This window comes from Bradyrhizobium sp. (assembly GCF_030697065.1).
Taxonomy (GTDB): Bacteria; Pseudomonadota; Alphaproteobacteria; order Rhizobiales; family Xanthobacteraceae; genus Bradyrhizobium.
Genome location: NZ_JAUYQU010000152.1, coordinates 1 through 16,427 on the forward strand (window position 1 = coordinate 1; position 16,427 = coordinate 16,427).

The following is a 16,427-nucleotide window of genomic DNA, read 5'->3' on the forward strand; positions in this document are numbered from 1 at the left end:
GGCCGTGGCATTGTCTTTTTTTGCAGCTTTCAACGTGGCTGCGTTGGCTGCCGAGCCCAAGAAGGGCGGCATCCTCAAGGTCTATCACCGCGACAGTCCGGCCAGTGCCTCGATCCATGAAGAGGCGACCTATTCGGTCAACATTCCCTTCATGCCGATCTTCAACAACCTCGTCATATACAAGCAGGACGTGGCGCAGAACTCCATGGACTCGATCGTGCCGGATCTCGCGGAGAGCTGGGCCTGGAGCGATGACAGGAAAACGCTCAGCTTCAAGCTCCGGCAGGGCGTCAAGTGGCACGACGGCAAGCCGTTCACATCCGCCGACGTCAAATGCACATTCGACATGCTGATGGGCAAATCCCAGCAGAAGTTCCGCAAGAACCCGCGCAAGTCCTGGTACAGCGAGGTCGTCGACGTCACGCCGAAAGGCGATTTCGAGGTCGCGTTCAACCTGACGCGGCCGCAACCGTCGCTGCTGGCGCTGCTCGCTTCCGGCTATACGCCGGTGTATCCCTGCCACGTCTCGCCCGGCGACATGCGCACCAAGCCGACCGGCACCGGTCCGTTCAAGTTCGTCGAGTTCAAGGCCAACGAATCCATCAAGATCACGCGCAATCCGGACTACTGGAAAAAGGGCCTGCCGCACCTCGACGGCATCGAATACACCATCATCACCAACCGCTCGACCGCCATTCTCGGATTCATCTCCGGCCAGTTCGACATGACCTTCCCGACCGAAGTGTCGATTCCGCTGCTCAAGGACGTCAAGACGCAGGCGCCAAAGGCCGTGTGCGTCGTCGAGCCGATCAACGTCTCCACCAACATCATCGTCAACTCGTCGTCACCACCGTTCGACAATCTCGATATTCGCCGGGCGATGGCGCTGGCGATCGACCGCAAGGCGTTCGTTTCGATCCTGTTCGAAGGCCAGGCCGATATCGGCGGCACCATGCTTCCCGCCCCGGGCGGATTGTGGGCCATGCCGAAGGAAATGCTGGAGACGATTCCGGGCTACGGCCCCGACATCAACGCCAACCGCGAGGAGGCCCGCAAGCTGATGGTGAAGGCGGGCTATGGACCCGAGAAGCGCCTGGCCGTCAAGGTCGCCACCCGCAACATTCCGATCTACCGCGACCCCGCCATCATCCTGATCGACCAGCTCAAGAGCATCCATATCGACGGCGAGCTTGAAGTGGTGGAAACCGCCAACTGGTTCTCCAAGGTGGCGCGCAAGGATTATGCGCTCGGCCTCAACCTGACCGGCAATGCGGTCGACGATCCCGACCAGTCGTTCTTCGAGAACTATTCCTGCGGCTCGGAGCGGAACTATACCAACTACTGCAACAAGGAGATCGAGAAGCTGTTCGATCAGCAGTCGGTCGAGACCGATGTGGCCAAGCGCAAGAAGCTGGTGTGGGAAATCGACAAGAAGCTGCAGGAGGACGTCGCCCGTCCGATCATCTACCACGGCCGCTCGGGCTCGTGCTGGCAGCCTTATGTCAAGGGCGTCACCATCATGGTGAACAGCTCCTACAATGGCTACCGGTACGAGGACCTCTGGATGGACAAGTAGTCTCTCCTGCCGCCAATCGCGGCGGGCGCAGCCCGCCGGCCTCTCGTTTTTGCGCATATTCCGGCCGCATGACGCCGTCCACCGTTGCGGAATTCGCGCCGACAGGAGCAGCCCGTTGTTTGCCTATATCGTGCGGCGCCTCGTCCTGATGCTGGTGACCCTGTTCGGGATCTCGGTCATCATCTTTGTGCTGCTGCGTATCGTGCCCGGCAACATCGTCGACATCCTGTTCGACGCGGCGGGCTTCGTCGACCAGGCCGACAAGGCCAACCTTGAGAAGGAACTCGGCCTCGACCAGCCGATCTTCGTGCAATATCTGCAATGGATCGGCGGCCTGCTGCAGGGCGACCTCGGCTATTCCTACGTGTCCGAGAAACCGGCGCTGCAGGAGATCCTGCCGCGGATCCCGATCACCGCAAAGCTGGCCGCCCTTGCGCTGCTGTTCTCCGCCGCGATCGGCATTCCGCTCGGCGTCATCAGCGCGGTGAAGCAGGGCACCCGGCTGGATTATGCGCTGCGCGTCGTCAGCCTGAGCGGTCTGTCGCTGCCGTCGTTCTGGCTCGGCCTCCTGATCCTGATGGCGTCGGTATCGATGTTCGGCACCATGCCGATCTTCAACCCGAACCCGGCCACCTGGACCGAGGCGTTCGCGATCTACGCCGTTCCGGCGATGGCGGTCGGCTTTCGCAGCGCCGCGCTGACCATGCGGATCACCCGCTCATCGATGCTCGAAATATTGCGGCAGGATTATATCCGCACCGCCCGCGCCAAGGGCGCGTCCGAAGCATCCGTCAATTATCACCATGCACTGAAGAACGCCGTGCTGCCCGTCATCACCGTGATCGGCATCGAGGCTGCGTTCCTGATCGGCGGGCTGATCGTCACCGAGACCGTGTTCAATATCCCGGGCGTCGCCCGCTTCCTGGTCGAGGCGATCCGCTGGCGCGACTATCCGATCGTGCAGAACCTGGTCATGCTGATCGCACTGGTCGTCGTGGTCACCAACTTCACCGTCGACATGCTCTACGCCGCGATCGATCCCCGCATTCGCTACACAGACTGATTTTCAGGATTTGGAGACAGCGATTGGCCGTCATCAACTACGATAACGAACTGCGACGCGCCGGCGCCCATTCGACCCATGGCTGGCGCAAGCTGACGTACCTGGCACGGCGCCACATGCTTGGCGCCATCGGCCTCGTCATCATGGTGCTGTTCGTGCTGGCAGCGCTGCTGGCCGATTTCATCGGCCGTTACGACCCGCTCTCCGTCGATTCGATGCAGCGCCTGGCGCCTCCCAGCGCGCAGCACTGGCTGGGGACCGACTCTTTCGGTCGCGACGTCTGGAGCCGGATCGTCCATGGCGCCCGCATTTCGCTCGCCGTCGGCGTCGGCTCCACCCTGCTCGGCTCGTCGATCGGCGTGATCGTCGGCCTCGCTTCCGGTTATCTGTCCGGCTGGGTCGATCTGGTATTCCAGCGCATCACCGATATCCTGCAGGCGCTGCCGCTATTGGTGCTGGCGCTGGTGATGACGGCGGCGCTGGGGCCGTCGCTGCCGAACGTCATCATCGCGATCGCGATCCCGCTGATCCCCACCGTCGCCCGCGTGATCCGCGCCAACACGCTGGCGCTGCGCGAGCTGCCGTTCATCGAGGCCGCGAAATCGATCGGCATGAGCGAAACCCGGATCGCGCTGCGCCACGTGCTGCCCAACACGCTGGCGCCGCTGATCGTGCTGGCAACGGCGCAGCTCGGCTCCACCATTCTCACCGAGGCCTCGCTGTCGTTTCTGGGGCTCGGCATTCCCGAGCCCTATCCGTCATGGGGCCGCATGCTGTCGGAATCGGCGGCGGAATATGTTCGCACCGCGCCGTGGCTGGTGATCTTCCCCGGGATTGCGATCAGCCTGGCGGTATTCGGCACCAATCTGTTCGGCGACGCTCTGCGCGATATTCTCGACCCGAGGCAGCGCGGCTGATGAAGGATTTTCCAGCGGAAGATATGGTTCTCGACGTGAAGAACCTGCAGACGGTGTTCTTCACCAATTCGGGACTGTTCAAGGCGGTCGACGACGTCTCGTTCAGCGTTCGCCGCGGCGAGACGCTGGCTATCGTCGGCGAGTCCGGTTGCGGCAAGAGCGTGACCGCGCTGTCGATCATGCGGCTGGTGCCGGATCCGCCGGGCCGGATCGTCGGCGGCTCGGTGGCGCTCGAAGGCACCGACCTGCTCGGTCTCGACGAGGCCGAGATGCGCGCGATCCGCGGCAACCGCATCTCGATGATCTTCCAGGAGCCGATGACCTCGCTCAACCCGGTCATACGGATCGGCGACCAGATCACCGAGGCGGTTCGCCTGCACCGCAAGCTGACCGCCAGGGAGGCCTGGAACAAGGCCGTCGAGATGCTCCGGCTGGTCCGGATTCCCGAGCCCGAGCAGCGGGCGCGGGAATACCCGCATCAGCTCTCCGGCGGCATGCGCCAGCGCGCCATGATCGCGATGGCGCTGGCGTGCCGGCCGGCGCTTCTGATCGCGGACGAGCCGACCACGGCACTGGATGTCACGATCCAGGCCCAGATCCTGACACTGATCGTCGAACTGCAGAAGGAACTCGGCACCGGGCTGATCCTGATCACCCACGACCTCGGCGTGGTCGCGCAGACCGCGCAACGCGTCATCGTGATGTATGCCGGCAAGAAGGTCGAGGAGGCCACGGTCGAGGCGCTGTTCGAGAATCCCAGGCATCCCTACACCCGCGGCCTGATGGCATCGATGCCGGCGGTGGCGACGTTCGGCTCCAACTCCGACGCGCGGCTGGTCGAAATTCCAGGCATGGTGCCGTCGCTGACCAATTTGCCGCCGGGCTGCGCCTTCGCGCCGCGCTGCGGCCTGGCTATCGAACGCTGTCGCGTCGAATATCCGCCGTTGCAGGACTGGGGCGGCCATCATCTTGCGGCGTGCTGGCGCGCCGCGGAAACGGCGGAAACGCCATGACCGACGCAACCCCGCTGCTCGAAGTCACCGACCTCGTCAAGCATTATGCGGTGCGCGGCGGTGTGCTGCGCCGCCGCGTCGGCACGGTACATGCCGTCGATGGCGTCAGCTTCACGGTCGGCGTCGGGGAAACCCTCGGGATGGTCGGGGAATCCGGCTGCGGCAAATCGACGGTGGCACGCGCCATTCTGCGGCTGGTCGAGCCGACCAGCGGCAGCATCCAACTCAACGGCCTCGATATCACCCATCTCGGTAAGGCCGATCTGCGCGAGCATCGGCGCTCGATGCAGATTATCTTCCAGGATCCGTTCGCCTCGCTCAATCCACGCATGACGGCGGGCGATATCGTCGGTGAACCGCTCAGCGTCCATGGCCTTGCGACCGGAGAGAAACGGCGCGAGCGGGTCGCGGAACTGTTCGACCAGGTCGGCTTGCGGGCCGACCAGATGCAGAACTATCCGCACCAGTTCTCAGGCGGCCAGCGCCAGCGCATCTGCATCGCCCGCGCGCTGTCGCTCGGGCCCGACCTGATCGTGTGCGACGAGCCGGTTTCCGCGCTCGACGTCTCGATCCAGGCCCAGGTGATCAATCTGTTGATCGACCTGCAGCGCAGGCACGGCTTCTCCTATCTGTTCATCGCCCACGATCTCGCCGTCGTGGCCCATATCAGCCACCGCGTCGCCGTGATGTATCTCGGCCGTATCGTCGAGATCGCCGAGAAGGCCGAACTGTTCGCCAACCCGAGGCATCCCTATACCCAGGCCCTGCTGGCCTCGGTGCCGGTGGCGGACCCGAAAAAAAAGACGCTGAAGCCGATGATCGACGGCGACGTGCCGAGCCCGATCAACCCGCCCTCCGGCTGCGCGTTTCATACCCGCTGCCGCTATGTGATGGACCGCTGCAAGGTGGATACGCCGGTGCTGGAGGAAGCCAGCGCGAAGCATCAGGTGGCGTGCTGGCTCAATGAGGGGACGGGGCGGGAGTTGTAACATCCCTCGTCGTCCCTGCGAACGCAGGGATCCATAACCACAGGTGGCTGTGGGCGCGGTTGGTAGTCGAACGGTTTGCCACAATCGAAAGATCACGCGGTATGGGTCCCGGCTCGGCGCTTGCTACGCTCGCTTGGCCGGGACGACGATGGTTCCTCACTTCCCCGCGTCGATCTCGACCACGATCTTCCCCGTCGTCACCTGTTCGCCTTCCGCGACATCGATCGCCGTAATCGTGCCCGCTATCCCGGCGGTGTGAACGTGCTCCATCTTCATCGCTTCCAGCGTCATGACAGGCTGACCGGCAGTGACCTTCTCACCCGGCTTGACCAGTAACGCCACCACGCGGCCGTTCATGGCCGCGCGGACCTTGCCGTCGCCGCCGTTTGACGCCGCCGTGGCGGGCGCCATCAGGGTGAGGTCGCGGACGATCAACGTGATGCCACGATGCAGAATGAACAGCCTGTCGCCATCGCGAAGGAACTTCGCCGATTCCATCAGGCCATTGCTGCTGAAGCGAATGCGACCGTCATCAAGCGCGTGAATCTCGATCCGGTACGGCGTGTTTTCGAGGGTGGCGAGATAGCCGCCATCGCGCTCGCGACCGACTTCGAGTTCATGTATGCCATGATCGAGCTCGACACGGGCAGGCATTGGAAATCCCGCCGCCAGCGTTCGCCCGCTGCGCCACGGTGACGCAAAGCGATCGGTGACGTAGAGCAGCACCGCCGCCAGCGCCGCCTCCGAAGCAGCGTCCGCGCGCGGCGCCAGCAACTCGTCGCGATGCGTGGCGATGAAAGCCGTGGTCGCTTCGCCGCTGCAGAACGTGGGATGCGCCAGGCAGGCGGCGAGAAAGGCCTGGTTGGTGGTCACGCCGAATGCGGCGGTCTGTTCGAGGCCGGAAATGAGCTGCCGCCGCGCCTCGTCCCGGCTTTCGCCATGGCTGATCAGCTTGGCGATCATCGAATCGTAGAACGGCGGAATGTCCGAACCGGATTGCAGCGCGTGCTCGACGCGTATTTCATCCGGCATCTGCCACAGCGCCATGCGGCCGGATTGCGGCATGAAGTCATGCGCCGCATCCTCGGAACAGAGCCGCACCTCGATGGCATGCCCTGAAAATCCTATCTCGTCCTGCTTCAGCCCGAGCGGCTCGCCGCTCGCGACCCGTAATTGCAGTTCGACCAGGTCAAGCCCGGTTATCGCCTCGGTGACGGGATGCTCGACCTGCAGCCTGGTGTTCATCTCCATGAAATAGAATTCGCCCGATCCATCGAGCAAGAATTCCAGCGTGCCGGCGCCCTCGTATCCGATAGACTGGACGGCGGCGACCGCGACCGCGCCCATCCGCGCCCGCAACTCCGGCGACACCGCTGGCGACGGCGCTTCCTCGATCAGTTTCTGGTGCCGGCGCTGCACCGAACAGTCGCGCTCGCCGAGATGGATGGCGTTGCCATGGCGATCGCCGAACACCTGGATTTCGATGTGACGGGGATCGGCGATGGCGCGCTCCAGAATGACGGTGGGATCGCCGAAAGCACCTTGCGCCTCCGAACGCGCGCTGCGTAGCGCATCCGGAAACGCTGCCGCATCCGCGACCAGCCGCATGCCGCGGCCGCCGCCGCCGGCAACAGCCTTGATCATCACGGGAAAGCCGATGCTGCCGGCCTCGGCCAGCATCACGGCGTCGCTCTGGTCGGCGCCCTGATAGCCGGGCACGCAGGGCACGCCTGCCGCCAGCATGATCTCCTTGGCGCCGGCCTTGTTGCCCATCGCCTTGATGGAATCGGGCGACGGCCCGATGAACACCAGGCCGGCATCGCGGCAGGCCTGCGCAAAGCCCTCGTTCTCGGCGAGAAAACCGTAGCCGGGATGGACCGCGTCGGCGCCGCTGGCCCTCGCCACAGCAATGATCGCCTCGATGTTCAGGTATGATTGAGAAGGCAGCGCCTCGCCGATGCGAATGGCCTCGTCAGCCCCGCGCACATGCAGGGCATCGCGGTCGGCGTCGGAATAGACCGCGACCACGCCGTAGCCGAGGCGGCGCGCGGTGCGCATGATCCGCAATGCGATCTCGCCGCGGTTGGCGATCAGTATCTTCGAGAACGGCGTCGGCTTCATCTCAACCTTCATGGCCGCGCGACCGAGAATTGCATGCGCTGGGGATTGCGGGCCTCGGCCTCGCGGCAGATCGCGAGCACTTCGCTCAAGACGCTGCGGGTATCGCGCGGATCGATCACGCCGTCGTCGAGCACCCGGGCGCTGGTCGAGAACACATCCATCTGGCTATCGAACACGCCCGTGATCTGCGCCTTCATCGCATCGATCTTTTCCCGCTCGATCGGCTTGCCGCGCCTGACGGCGGCGGCTTCGGTGACGATCGCCATGGTTTCGGCGGCCTGCTCGCCGCCCATCACCGCGGTCCTGGCATTGGGCCAGGAGAAGCAGAAGCGCGGATGGAAGCCGCGGCCGCACATGCCGTAATTGCCGGCGCCGAACGACGCGCCGCAATAGATCGTGATCTGCGGCACCGTGGCGGAGGTCACCGCCTGGATCATCTTCGAGCCGTGCTTGATCATGCCGGCCTCTTCATAGGCGCGGCCTACCATGTAGCCGGTGGTGTTGTTGAGATAGAGCAGCGGCGTGCGCGACTGGCAGCAGGCCTGGATGAAATGCGTCGCCTTGTTGGCGCCGGGAACATCGAGCGGACCATTGTTGGTAATGATGCCGATCGCATGGCCCTCGATGCGGGCATGGCCGCATACCGTGGCGGGGCCGTAAAGGGCGCCGAACTCGGTGAAATCGGAATCGTCGATGAAGCGGGCGATGGCCTGGCGCATATCGACCGGCCGCTTGTGGTCCATCGGCATGATGCCGAGCAGTTCTTCCGGATCATGCCGCGGCGGGCGGTGCGAGGTCCGGTCCAGGCCCGGCCGGTCCCACTGCAGATTGCCCATGATTTCGCGGGCGATCCGCAGCGCATCTCGGTCGTCCTCCGCCAAATAGTCGCCGAGGCCGGAAATGCTGGTGTGCATTTCGGCGCCGCCGAGTTCTTCCTCCGTCGCAATCTCGCCCGTTGCCGCCTTCAGCAGCGGCGGGCCGGCCTGAAAGGCGCGGGTGCGTCCGCGCACCATCACGATGTAATCCGACAATCCGGTCTGATAGGCGCCGCCCGCAGTCGACGAGCCGTGCGTCACCGTCACCACCGGCAGCCCCGCCGCCGAAAGCCGCGCCAGATTGCGGAAGATGTTGCCGCCCCGAATGAAATCCTCGACGCGGTAACGCAGCAGATTGGCGCCGGCACTTTCGACCAGTTGCACGTAAGGCAGCCTGTTCTCCAGCGCCATCTCCTGCACCCGCAGCGTCTTGTCGAGACCGTAGGGCTGCAGCGCGCCGGCATCGATACCGGAATCGTTGGCTGAAACCATGCAGCGGATGCCAGCGACGAAACCAATGCCGGCGATCAGCCCGCCGCCGGGAACGCTTTTGTCGGCGTCGGGCACATCGAACATGTAGCCGGCCAGTGTCGACAGTTCGATGAAGGGCGTACCGGGATCGAGCACCAGCGCCACCCGCTCGCGCGGCAGCAACTGTCCGCGCTTGTGAAACCGCTCCTTGGCGGCGGCCGACGCCGCGCGCGCGCGCTCTTCGAGGCCGCGCATGCGCTCAATCAAGGTCAGCATGCCGTCGCGATTGGCCTTGTAGGCAGCACTGCCGGTTGCGATGGTGGATTCGATAATGGCCATAAATTCTCCTGCTCGTCATCCGGAACGCGCCATCGGTCGGCAACTGCCGACCAGAGGCGCAGGCCCGGAATCTCGAGACTCCGGGTTCATCGCTGCGCGATGCCCCGGAATGACAATATGTTCAGTGCCCGATCCCGAAAATCTGCCGCGCTTCCGCAGGGCTGGCGATCGCGCGGCCGGCGTTGCGCGCGCATGTCGCGATGCTTTCGATCAATTGGCCGTTCGATGTCACCTTGGCGCCGTCCGGCTGATAAAAGGTATCCTCCAGCCCGGTACGCAAATGACCGCCGAGATCGGCACAGCGCTGATGCAGCGGCCAGATCTCGGCGCGGCCGATCGCGGTAACCTGCCAGTTGGCTTCGGGCAGTTTCAGCTTGAGCAGGATCGGCAGCAATTCCGGATCGGCCGGCATGCCGGAGGCAACGCCCATAACGAAATTGTATTCCAGCGGTCCGGCATACATCCCGGTCTGCCGGTACATCCCCACGCAACGCACGATGCCGACGTCGAAGCATTCGAATTCGGGAAGCGTGTTGGCGTCTTTCATGACGTCGAGATAGTCCTGCACCTTTTCGACCGCGTTATCGAACATCATCGGCGGCCAGGCCCAGGTGTTGTCGGCCTTTACTTTCAGATAATTCAGCGATCCGGCGTTGCAAGCCGCCATCTCGGGTTTGGTCTCGCGCACACAATCGAGCGCGCCCTGGTAGTTGGGTCCGGAGGTTCCCGTGGTGTGGTTGATGATGACGCCGGGGCAGGCCTCGCGGATCGCCTGCTGGATCTCGCGCGACACCGCGACTTCCCAGGATGGCAGATGTCCCTGGCCCGGCGCCTGCTGGCGCAGATGGATGTGCATCACGCTGGCGCCGGCGTCGAAGGCCGCTTTCGCCTCGCGCGCCATTTCCTCCGGCGTGACCGGGACATGATGCTGCTTCGGGTCGGTCAGCACGCCGTTCAGCGCGCAGGTGATGACAGCCTTGTCGCTCATGGATCAGCCTTCGATCGGTTCAGGTTGCACGGCGCGCGCGCCCCATCTTCGCGGCGGATCATGCGGCCCGTGGTGTCCGGCTTCTTGCGTCAATGCGCTATCGCCAGTCCGACCTCAGGCCCGCCCCTGGCGCAGGCCGGCAAGGGGCGCGCCGGCGTCGCTGCGGTAGATCGCCAGATCCCGCGAACCCGAGAAGATCGCGCGCGGCTTCAATCCATAGAACCGGCGGATCGAATGGCTGAAATGGGTGGAATCGGGATAGCCGATGTCCTGCGCCAGATGCGCGAGGTTGAGATCCTGGTTGGCGAAGTGCAACAGATGCCGCGCGCGCTTCCAGGCCCGGAACGCCCGGAACGAGATGCCGGTCTCCTGCTTGAAGAGATGCAGAAAGCGCGACGAGGAAAGTCCGGCCTCCGCGGCACAGCTCGCCGCCGTCACCGGATCGCCGCAGAACCGGCCGATCTGCACGATCGATTTGATGACGCGCGGATCCAGTGAGCGCGCCGGCAGTGGCTCGCCGAAGCACATGGTGTCGAGTTCGGTGTTGCTGATGTCGTCGCCATGCTGGCGCTGCTGCAGCGCACGATAGGCGGCCCGGAAGCGTTGCGCAAAGAACGGTGCAGCGGCTCCCGAAAGCCGCGCCGCCAATTCCTCGAACGCGCCCTCGCGGACGCTTTCCGGTTCGATGACGAGGCAGATCACCGAACGGTGGTCGCTGGCAATGGTATGGCGCAGGTTGGGCGGCACCACAGCCAGTTCGCCGTAGCTTTCGCGGCCATCCGCGGCGGTGAGCCAGAGGCCCGCCTCGATCGATACATAGACATGAAACGCACCCGGACAGCGCTGCCGCGGACGGCCGAGCAGGCCGGCGTAAAACACCCGCTCCGGCGTAATCAGCATCAGATGGCCGGATTCCCGGCGCGCGCTGTCATTCATTTCCGTCCCCTCCCGGGAGCGAGGTCTGCTTGTTGCCGCGTGGATGCGGGCTCTCTGGCGGAGCAGGCGGCAGAATACAGAAATCGCGGCCAATGTCACCGCGATAAAGTTCGGAAATTGCTCAGGATTTGGCCGGTATTCGAAGGCGCGGCAATCCCTCAGGAGCGCCGCGCGACGTTCTGCTGATCGCCGGCCAGCGTTTCGGCGGCGACCGCACGCTGGTAGCCGTCGCGCGCCTGCAGGCGTTGCCAGTAGGCGGATACGTTGGGCCCGAAATCCTTCGATAGCCCGATGTTCTCGGCCAGCCGGAGCGCGTAGCCGATGGCGATATCGGCCGCGGTAAACCGGCCCGCCACGAGCGTCTCCGCATTCCCCGTGGCGGCCTCGACCGCCCGCAAGCGCCCCAGAAACCATTTGGCGTAGTCGCCGGCCACCTGCGGATTGCGCCGTTCCTCGGGCTCGAGCTGGGCGTAGCGGAGCACCAGCGTTTGCGGGAAGGTCAGCGTCGCATCGCTGAAATACATCCAGTTCAGGAACCCGCCATAGGCCGGCTCGTCGACCCCGACCACCAGCGGCGTCGGCCCGTGCCGCGTGCCGAGATAGTGACAGATGCCCGTGGACTCCGTCATTCTGGTGTCGCCGTCGATCATGAACGGAATGGTGCCGAGCGGGTTGATCGCGAGATATTCCTTGGCGAACACCCGCGGCGGGAACGGCAGCATTTTCAGCTCATAGGGCAGCCCCATCTCTTCCAGCATCCAGACCGGCCGGAACGAGCGCGCGGCGTGGCAGTGGTAGAGCGTGATCATCCGGCGTTCCCTTATCCCAACTCTCATGGTGATGGGCGCGGCTTCGTGCGTCCCGAACCAAATGGTAGCACAACTTATCCGAACGTTTGCGCCATCATTGCATGCAGTCTTGACAAAACCCGCCTCGGCATCTTGCGTTTACGCGCTGACCAGCTAGTCGGCACAAGACGGTGCGCCGGCAAGGCGCAAGCTCACCGCAACGAGGAAAGGCCAGGCGATGGATTTTGAACATGGTCCGAGAGCGATCGAGCTGCAGGATAAGCTGTCGTCCTTCATGGATAACCACGTCTATCCCGTCGAACACCTCTACAAGGAGCAGGTCGACAACGGCCATCGCCATCACCGGCCGCCGATCCTGGAAGACCTCAAGCGCCGCGCCCGCGCCGAGGGTCTGTGGAATCTGTTCCTGCCCGGCGACCATGGCGCCGGCATCGGCAATCTCGACTATGCACCGCTGGCCGAGATCATGGGGCGGGTGTCATGGGCGTCGGAAATCTTCAACTGTTCGGCGCCCGACACCGGCAACATGGAAGTGCTGTCGCTGTACGGCACCCCCGAACAGAAGAAGCGCTGGCTCGAGCCGCTGCTGGCGGGCGAGATCCGCTCCGCCTTCTCGATGACCGAGCCCGACGTGGCCTCCAGCGACGCCACCAACATCCAGTGCAGCATCCGCCGCGACGGCGGAGACTACGTCATCAACGGCCGCAAATGGTTCACCTCGGGCGCCATGAGCGAGGACTGCAGGATCCTGATCGTGATGGGCAAGACCGATCCCGATAATCCCAACAAGCATTTGCAGCAATCGATGGTGCTGGTGCCGCGGCAGACGCCGGGTGTCCGCATCGTTCGCGACATGCGGGTGTTCGGCTATGACGAAGCGCCGGTCGGCCATCCCGAGATCGTCTACGACAACGTCCGCGTTCCCGCAGAGAATATTCTGCTCGGCGAAGGCCGCGGTTTTGAAATCGCCCAGGGTCGTCTGGGACCGGGCCGCATCCATCATTGCATGCGGCTGATCGGCTGCGCGCAGCGCGCACTGGAACTGATGTGTGCGCGTGCGCAATCCCGAATTGCCTTCGGCAAGGCGCTCGGCGAGCAGGGCTCGGTGCGCGAGGATATCGCAAACTCCTGGTGCGAGATCGAACAGGCGCGGCTGTTGACGCTGCGCGCCGCCGAAAAGATGGACCGCGAGGGCAACAAATCCGCGCGCGACATGATCGCCGCCGCAAAGGTCGTGGTACCCAGCATGGCCGCCCGGGTCATCGACCGCGCCATCCAGATCCACGGCGCGGCCGGGGTCTCGCAGGATACTTTCCTGGCCGAAGCCTACATGTACGCCCGCTTCATGCGGCTCGGCGACGGGCCCGATCAGGTGCATCTGGCGCAGCTCGGGCGCGGGCTGCTGAGGCGGTATGGGACGGCGGGGTGATGACGGTTGCGATGCCCCGCCACCAAAATATCGAAAACAACCCCATGCAAAGAATGGCTAGACTGGCTGCACCCGTCTCCGCACAAGATATAGTATCGGATTGCTTCGTCGCTATCGCTCCTCGCAATGACGGGGGAGCCACCATCGTTTCATCATAACAGCTGTCATCGCCCGGCTCGACCGGGCGACCCAGTACGCCGAGGCCCCTCGGTTCTATCATTACCGTCTCTGGAATACTGGGTCGCCCGGTCAAGCCGGGCGATGACAAGTGAGAATTTTACGCATTACTATGCTTTCGCAACTCCAGCCTTGCGATCTGGTTGCGATGAACTTCGTCTGGCCCATCCGCCAGCCGCAACAGCCGCGCCGTCGCATAGGCCGCGGCTAATCCAAAATCATTGCTGGTGCCGCCGCCGCCATGGGCCTGGATCGCCCAGTCGATCACCTGGCAGGCCATGTTCGGTACCGCGACCTTGATCATGGCGATCTCGGCCTTGGCCTCGCGGTTGCCGACCGTGTCCATCATGTGCGCGGCATGCAGGGTCAACAGCCGCGACTGCTCGATCATGATGCGGGATTCCGCGATGCGTTCCTGCGTCACGGTCTGTTCCGACACCGGCTTGCCGAAGGCGACGCGGCTGCGGGTGCGCACGCACATCTTCTCCAGCGTGCGTTCGGCGAGCCCGATCAGCCGCATGCAGTGATGAATCCGGCCGGGGCCGAGCCGGCCCTGCGCGATCTCGAACCCGCGGCCCTCGCCGAGCAGCATGTTAGTGGCGGGCACGCGGACATTGTCGAACACCACTTCCGAGGCGCGGTCGGGCACGCCGTAGAAGCCGAATACCGGGATCGGCCGCAAAACCTTCACGCCCGGCGTGTCCATCGGCACCAGGATCATTGACTGCTGACGATGGCGGTCCGGATTGTCGGGATCGGTCTTGCCCATGAAAATGCAGATTTTGCAACGCGGGTCGGTGGCGTTGGTGGTGTACCATTTGCGGCCGTTGATGACGTAATCGTCGCCATCGCGCACGATCGAGCTTTCAATGTTGGTGGCGTCGCTCGAGGCCACGGCCGGCTCGGTCATCGCAAAACAGGAGCGGATTTCGCCCGCCAGCAGCGGCTTCAGCCACGTCTCCTGATGCTCCCGCGTGCCGTAGCGCGCCAGCACTTCCATGTTGCCGGTGTCGGGCGCCGAGCAGTTGAAAAGCTCGGGCGCCAGATGCGACCGGCCCATCACTTCGCAGAGCGGTGCATATTCGAGGTTGGTGAGGCCGGCGCCATGCTCGCTCTCGGGCAGGAACAAATTCCAGAGACCGGCTTCCCGAGCCTTCGGCTTCAGCTCCTCGACGACAGGATAGACCTCCCAGGGCCCGAGTTCCTCGGCCTCCTTGTAAAACCGCTCTTCGTTCGGATAGACGTGGCGGTCCATGAACGATTGAACGCGATGTTTGAGTTCGGTGACCTTCTGGCTCTGTTCGTAGAACATCGTCGACTCCATCCATGATTGATCCTCATCCTGAGGAGGAGCCGCGCGCGCTTGCGCGCGGTGTCTCGAAGGATGGCGGCAGGCTCGTTCTGGTCATCATCCTTCGAGACGCAGCCAAGAGGCCGCTCCTCAGGATGAGGACCTGCTACTTCTTCGCGCCGGGCAGCGTGCCCATCATCTTGCACAGCACCGACAGCATCACCTCGTCCGCACCGCCACCGATCGAGGTCAGGCGGCTGTCGCGATAGGCGCGGCTGACATGGGTCTCGTTCATGAAACCCATGCCGCCCCAGAACTGCAGGCACGCGTCGGTCAGTTCGCGGCCAAGCCGGCCGGCCTTCAGTTTCGCCATGGTGGCAAGCCGCGTGACGTCCTCGCCTGCCACCAGCGCCTCGCCGGCGCGGTAGATCAGCGCGCGCAACAGCTCGACCTCGGTCTGCAGTTCCGCCAGCCTGAAATGGACCACCTGATTGTCGAGGATGCTCTGGCCGAATGCCTTGCGATTGCGGGTGTATTCGATGGTCTCGGCGAGGATATATTCGTGCGCCTTGAGGCAGGCCGCAGCGCCCCACAATCGCTCCTCCTGGAACTGGACCATCTGGTAGGTGAAGCCCATGCCTTCCTCGCCGATCCGGTTGCGCTTCGGCACCCTCACCTCGTCGAAGAAGATCTGCGCGGTATCCGACGAGCGCATCCCCATCTTGTCGAGCTTGCGCGCGACCTCGACGCCCTTGCTCTTCATCGGCACGCAAATCAGTGATTTGTTGCGATGCTTCGGGCCGTCGCCGGTGTTGGCCAGCAGGCAGATCCAGTCGGCCTTGACGCCGTTGGTGATCCACATCTTGCCGCCTGTGATGACGTAATCGTCGCCGTCGGAACGCGCGCTGGTCTTGATCGAGGCGACGTCGGAGCCCGCGCCCGGCTCGGACACGCCGATGCAGGCCACCGCGTCGCCTGAGATCGCCGGCGCCAGGAATTCGCGCCGCACTTCATCCGAACCGAACCGCGCCAGCGCCGGCGTCGCCATGTCGGTCTGCACCCCGATCGCCATCGGTACCCCGCCGCAATGGATCGCGCCGAGCTCCTCCGCCATCATCAGCGCATAGCTGTAATCCAGCCCCTGGCCGCCGAATTCGACGGGCTTGTTGAGCCCGAGAAAGCCGAGATCGCCGAGTTTCTTGAACAGCTCGTGCGAAGGAAACTGCTCCGCCTTCTCCCATTCATCGACAAACGGATTGATTTCCGTCGCGATGAACTTCTGCAACGTGCTGCGGGCATCTTCGTGGTCGGCGGTGAAGAGCATGTTTCCAATCCATCCATTGTCATTCCGGGGCGCTCGCTCAGCGAGCGAACCCGGAATCTCGATCGTCCCATCTCCAGATTCCGGGTTCGCGCTGACGCGCGCCCCGGAATGACGGCGCCATCTTCTCCCCTCCCCCCGCGAAGCGGTGGGGAGGGGTCAGGGGTGGGGG

Annotated in this window: 13 protein-coding genes; 6 read left to right on the forward strand and 7 right to left on the reverse strand. The window is 64.0% G+C overall.

The window, feature by feature from the left end; genetic code table 11:
• Positions 1-4: 4 nt before the first annotated feature.
• The 5 genes from Q8R73_RS12030 (at position 5) to Q8R73_RS12050 (ending at position 5,558) form a co-directional block, all read left to right on the forward strand.
• Positions 5-1,576: an ABC transporter substrate-binding protein gene (locus Q8R73_RS12030; protein ID WP_305719780.1), complete on the forward strand. Its 1,572-nt coding sequence runs from the start codon at positions 5-7 to the stop codon at positions 1,574-1,576.
• Between the two features lie 115 nt (positions 1,577-1,691).
• Positions 1,692-2,639 carry an ABC transporter permease gene (locus tag Q8R73_RS12035; RefSeq protein ID WP_305719769.1) on the forward strand — a complete coding sequence of 316 codons (948 nt, stop codon included), beginning with the start codon at positions 1,692-1,694 and terminating at the stop codon, positions 2,637-2,639.
• 23 nt (positions 2,640-2,662) lie between these two features.
• Entirely contained in the window at positions 2,663-3,556 is an 894-nt protein-coding gene (locus tag Q8R73_RS12040) for an ABC transporter permease (RefSeq protein ID WP_305719770.1), read from the forward strand.
• Entirely contained in the window at positions 3,556-4,569 is a 1,014-nt protein-coding gene (locus Q8R73_RS12045) for an ABC transporter ATP-binding protein (protein WP_305719771.1), read from the forward strand. Before Q8R73_RS12040 ends, Q8R73_RS12045 begins: the two co-directional genes overlap by 1 nt.
• On the forward strand, positions 4,566-5,558 hold the full coding sequence (locus Q8R73_RS12050) for an ABC transporter ATP-binding protein (RefSeq protein WP_305719772.1): 993 nt from the start codon (positions 4,566-4,568) through the stop codon (positions 5,556-5,558). Before Q8R73_RS12045 ends, Q8R73_RS12050 begins: the two co-directional genes overlap by 4 nt.
• Before the next feature lie 156 nt (positions 5,559-5,714).
• Here the strand turns inward: Q8R73_RS12050 and Q8R73_RS12055 are convergent, their stop codons facing one another.
• The 5 genes from Q8R73_RS12055 to Q8R73_RS12075 form a co-directional block, all read right to left on the reverse strand.
• Positions 5,715-7,679, reverse strand: coding sequence for an acetyl-CoA carboxylase biotin carboxylase subunit (locus tag Q8R73_RS12055; protein WP_305719781.1), 1,965 nt, complete (start codon positions 7,677-7,679; stop codon positions 5,715-5,717).
• Between the two features lie 8 nt (positions 7,680-7,687).
• Positions 7,688-9,304, reverse strand: a complete 1,617-nt coding sequence (locus Q8R73_RS12060; protein WP_305719773.1) for an acyl-CoA carboxylase subunit beta — start codon at positions 9,302-9,304, stop codon at positions 7,688-7,690.
• 121 nt (positions 9,305-9,425) lie between these two features.
• The gene (locus Q8R73_RS12065; protein ID WP_305719774.1) at positions 9,426-10,292 is read right to left on the reverse strand and encodes a 3-keto-5-aminohexanoate cleavage protein; all 867 of its coding nucleotides are present in this window, start codon (positions 10,290-10,292) and stop codon (positions 9,426-9,428) included.
• Positions 10,293-10,406: 114 nt separating this feature from the next.
• Positions 10,407-11,228: an AraC family transcriptional regulator gene (locus Q8R73_RS12070; protein ID WP_305719775.1), complete on the reverse strand. Its 822-nt coding sequence runs from the start codon at positions 11,226-11,228 to the stop codon at positions 10,407-10,409.
• 158 nt (positions 11,229-11,386) lie between these two features.
• Entirely contained in the window at positions 11,387-12,037 is a 651-nt protein-coding gene (locus Q8R73_RS12075) for a glutathione S-transferase family protein (protein WP_305719776.1), read from the reverse strand.
• A 217-nt stretch (positions 12,038-12,254) separates the two neighbouring features.
• On the opposite strand from Q8R73_RS12075, the gene Q8R73_RS12080 reads away from it, so the two are divergent.
• Positions 12,255-13,466, forward strand: a complete 1,212-nt coding sequence (locus Q8R73_RS12080) for an acyl-CoA dehydrogenase family protein (RefSeq protein ID WP_305719777.1) — start codon at positions 12,255-12,257, stop codon at positions 13,464-13,466.
• 277 nt (positions 13,467-13,743) lie between these two features.
• Here Q8R73_RS12080 and Q8R73_RS12085 read toward each other — a convergent pair whose 3' ends face one another.
• Positions 13,744-14,955, reverse strand: a complete 1,212-nt coding sequence (locus tag Q8R73_RS12085) for an acyl-CoA dehydrogenase family protein (RefSeq protein WP_305719778.1) — start codon at positions 14,953-14,955, stop codon at positions 13,744-13,746.
• A gap of 145 nt (positions 14,956-15,100) precedes the next feature.
• A complete protein-coding gene (locus Q8R73_RS12090) occupies positions 15,101-16,258 on the reverse strand; it encodes an acyl-CoA dehydrogenase family protein (protein WP_305719779.1) in 1,158 nt (385 codons plus the stop codon).
• Positions 16,259-16,427: the final 169 nt, after the last annotated feature.

What these genes read in the sequence shown, in the direction of transcription:
- Q8R73_RS12045 (WP_305719771.1), top strand. Translation starts at nt 3,556, where the DNA reads ATGAAGGATTTTCCAGCGGAAGATATGGTTCTCGACGTGAAGAACCTG.
- Q8R73_RS12050 (WP_305719772.1), top strand. Translation starts at nt 4,566, where the DNA reads ATGACCGACGCAACCCCGCTGCTCGAAGTCACCGACCTCGTCAAGCAT.
- Q8R73_RS12055 (WP_305719781.1), bottom strand. Translation starts at nt 7,679, where the DNA reads ATGAAGCCGACGCCGTTCTCGAAGATACTGATCGCCAACCGCGGCGAG.
- Q8R73_RS12060 (WP_305719773.1), bottom strand. Translation starts at nt 9,304, where the DNA reads ATGGCCATTATCGAATCCACCATCGCAACCGGCAGTGCTGCCTACAAG.
- Q8R73_RS12065 (WP_305719774.1), bottom strand. Translation starts at nt 10,292, where the DNA reads ATGAGCGACAAGGCTGTCATCACCTGCGCGCTGAACGGCGTGCTGACC.
- Q8R73_RS12070 (WP_305719775.1), bottom strand. Translation starts at nt 11,228, where the DNA reads ATGAATGACAGCGCGCGCCGGGAATCCGGCCATCTGATGCTGATTACG.
- Q8R73_RS12075 (WP_305719776.1), bottom strand. Translation starts at nt 12,037, where the DNA reads ATGATCACGCTCTACCACTGCCACGCCGCGCGCTCGTTCCGGCCGGTC.
- Q8R73_RS12080 (WP_305719777.1), top strand. Translation starts at nt 12,255, where the DNA reads ATGGATTTTGAACATGGTCCGAGAGCGATCGAGCTGCAGGATAAGCTG.
- Q8R73_RS12085 (WP_305719778.1), bottom strand. Translation starts at nt 14,955, where the DNA reads ATGTTCTACGAACAGAGCCAGAAGGTCACCGAACTCAAACATCGCGTT.
- Q8R73_RS12090 (WP_305719779.1), bottom strand. Translation starts at nt 16,258, where the DNA reads ATGCTCTTCACCGCCGACCACGAAGATGCCCGCAGCACGTTGCAGAAG.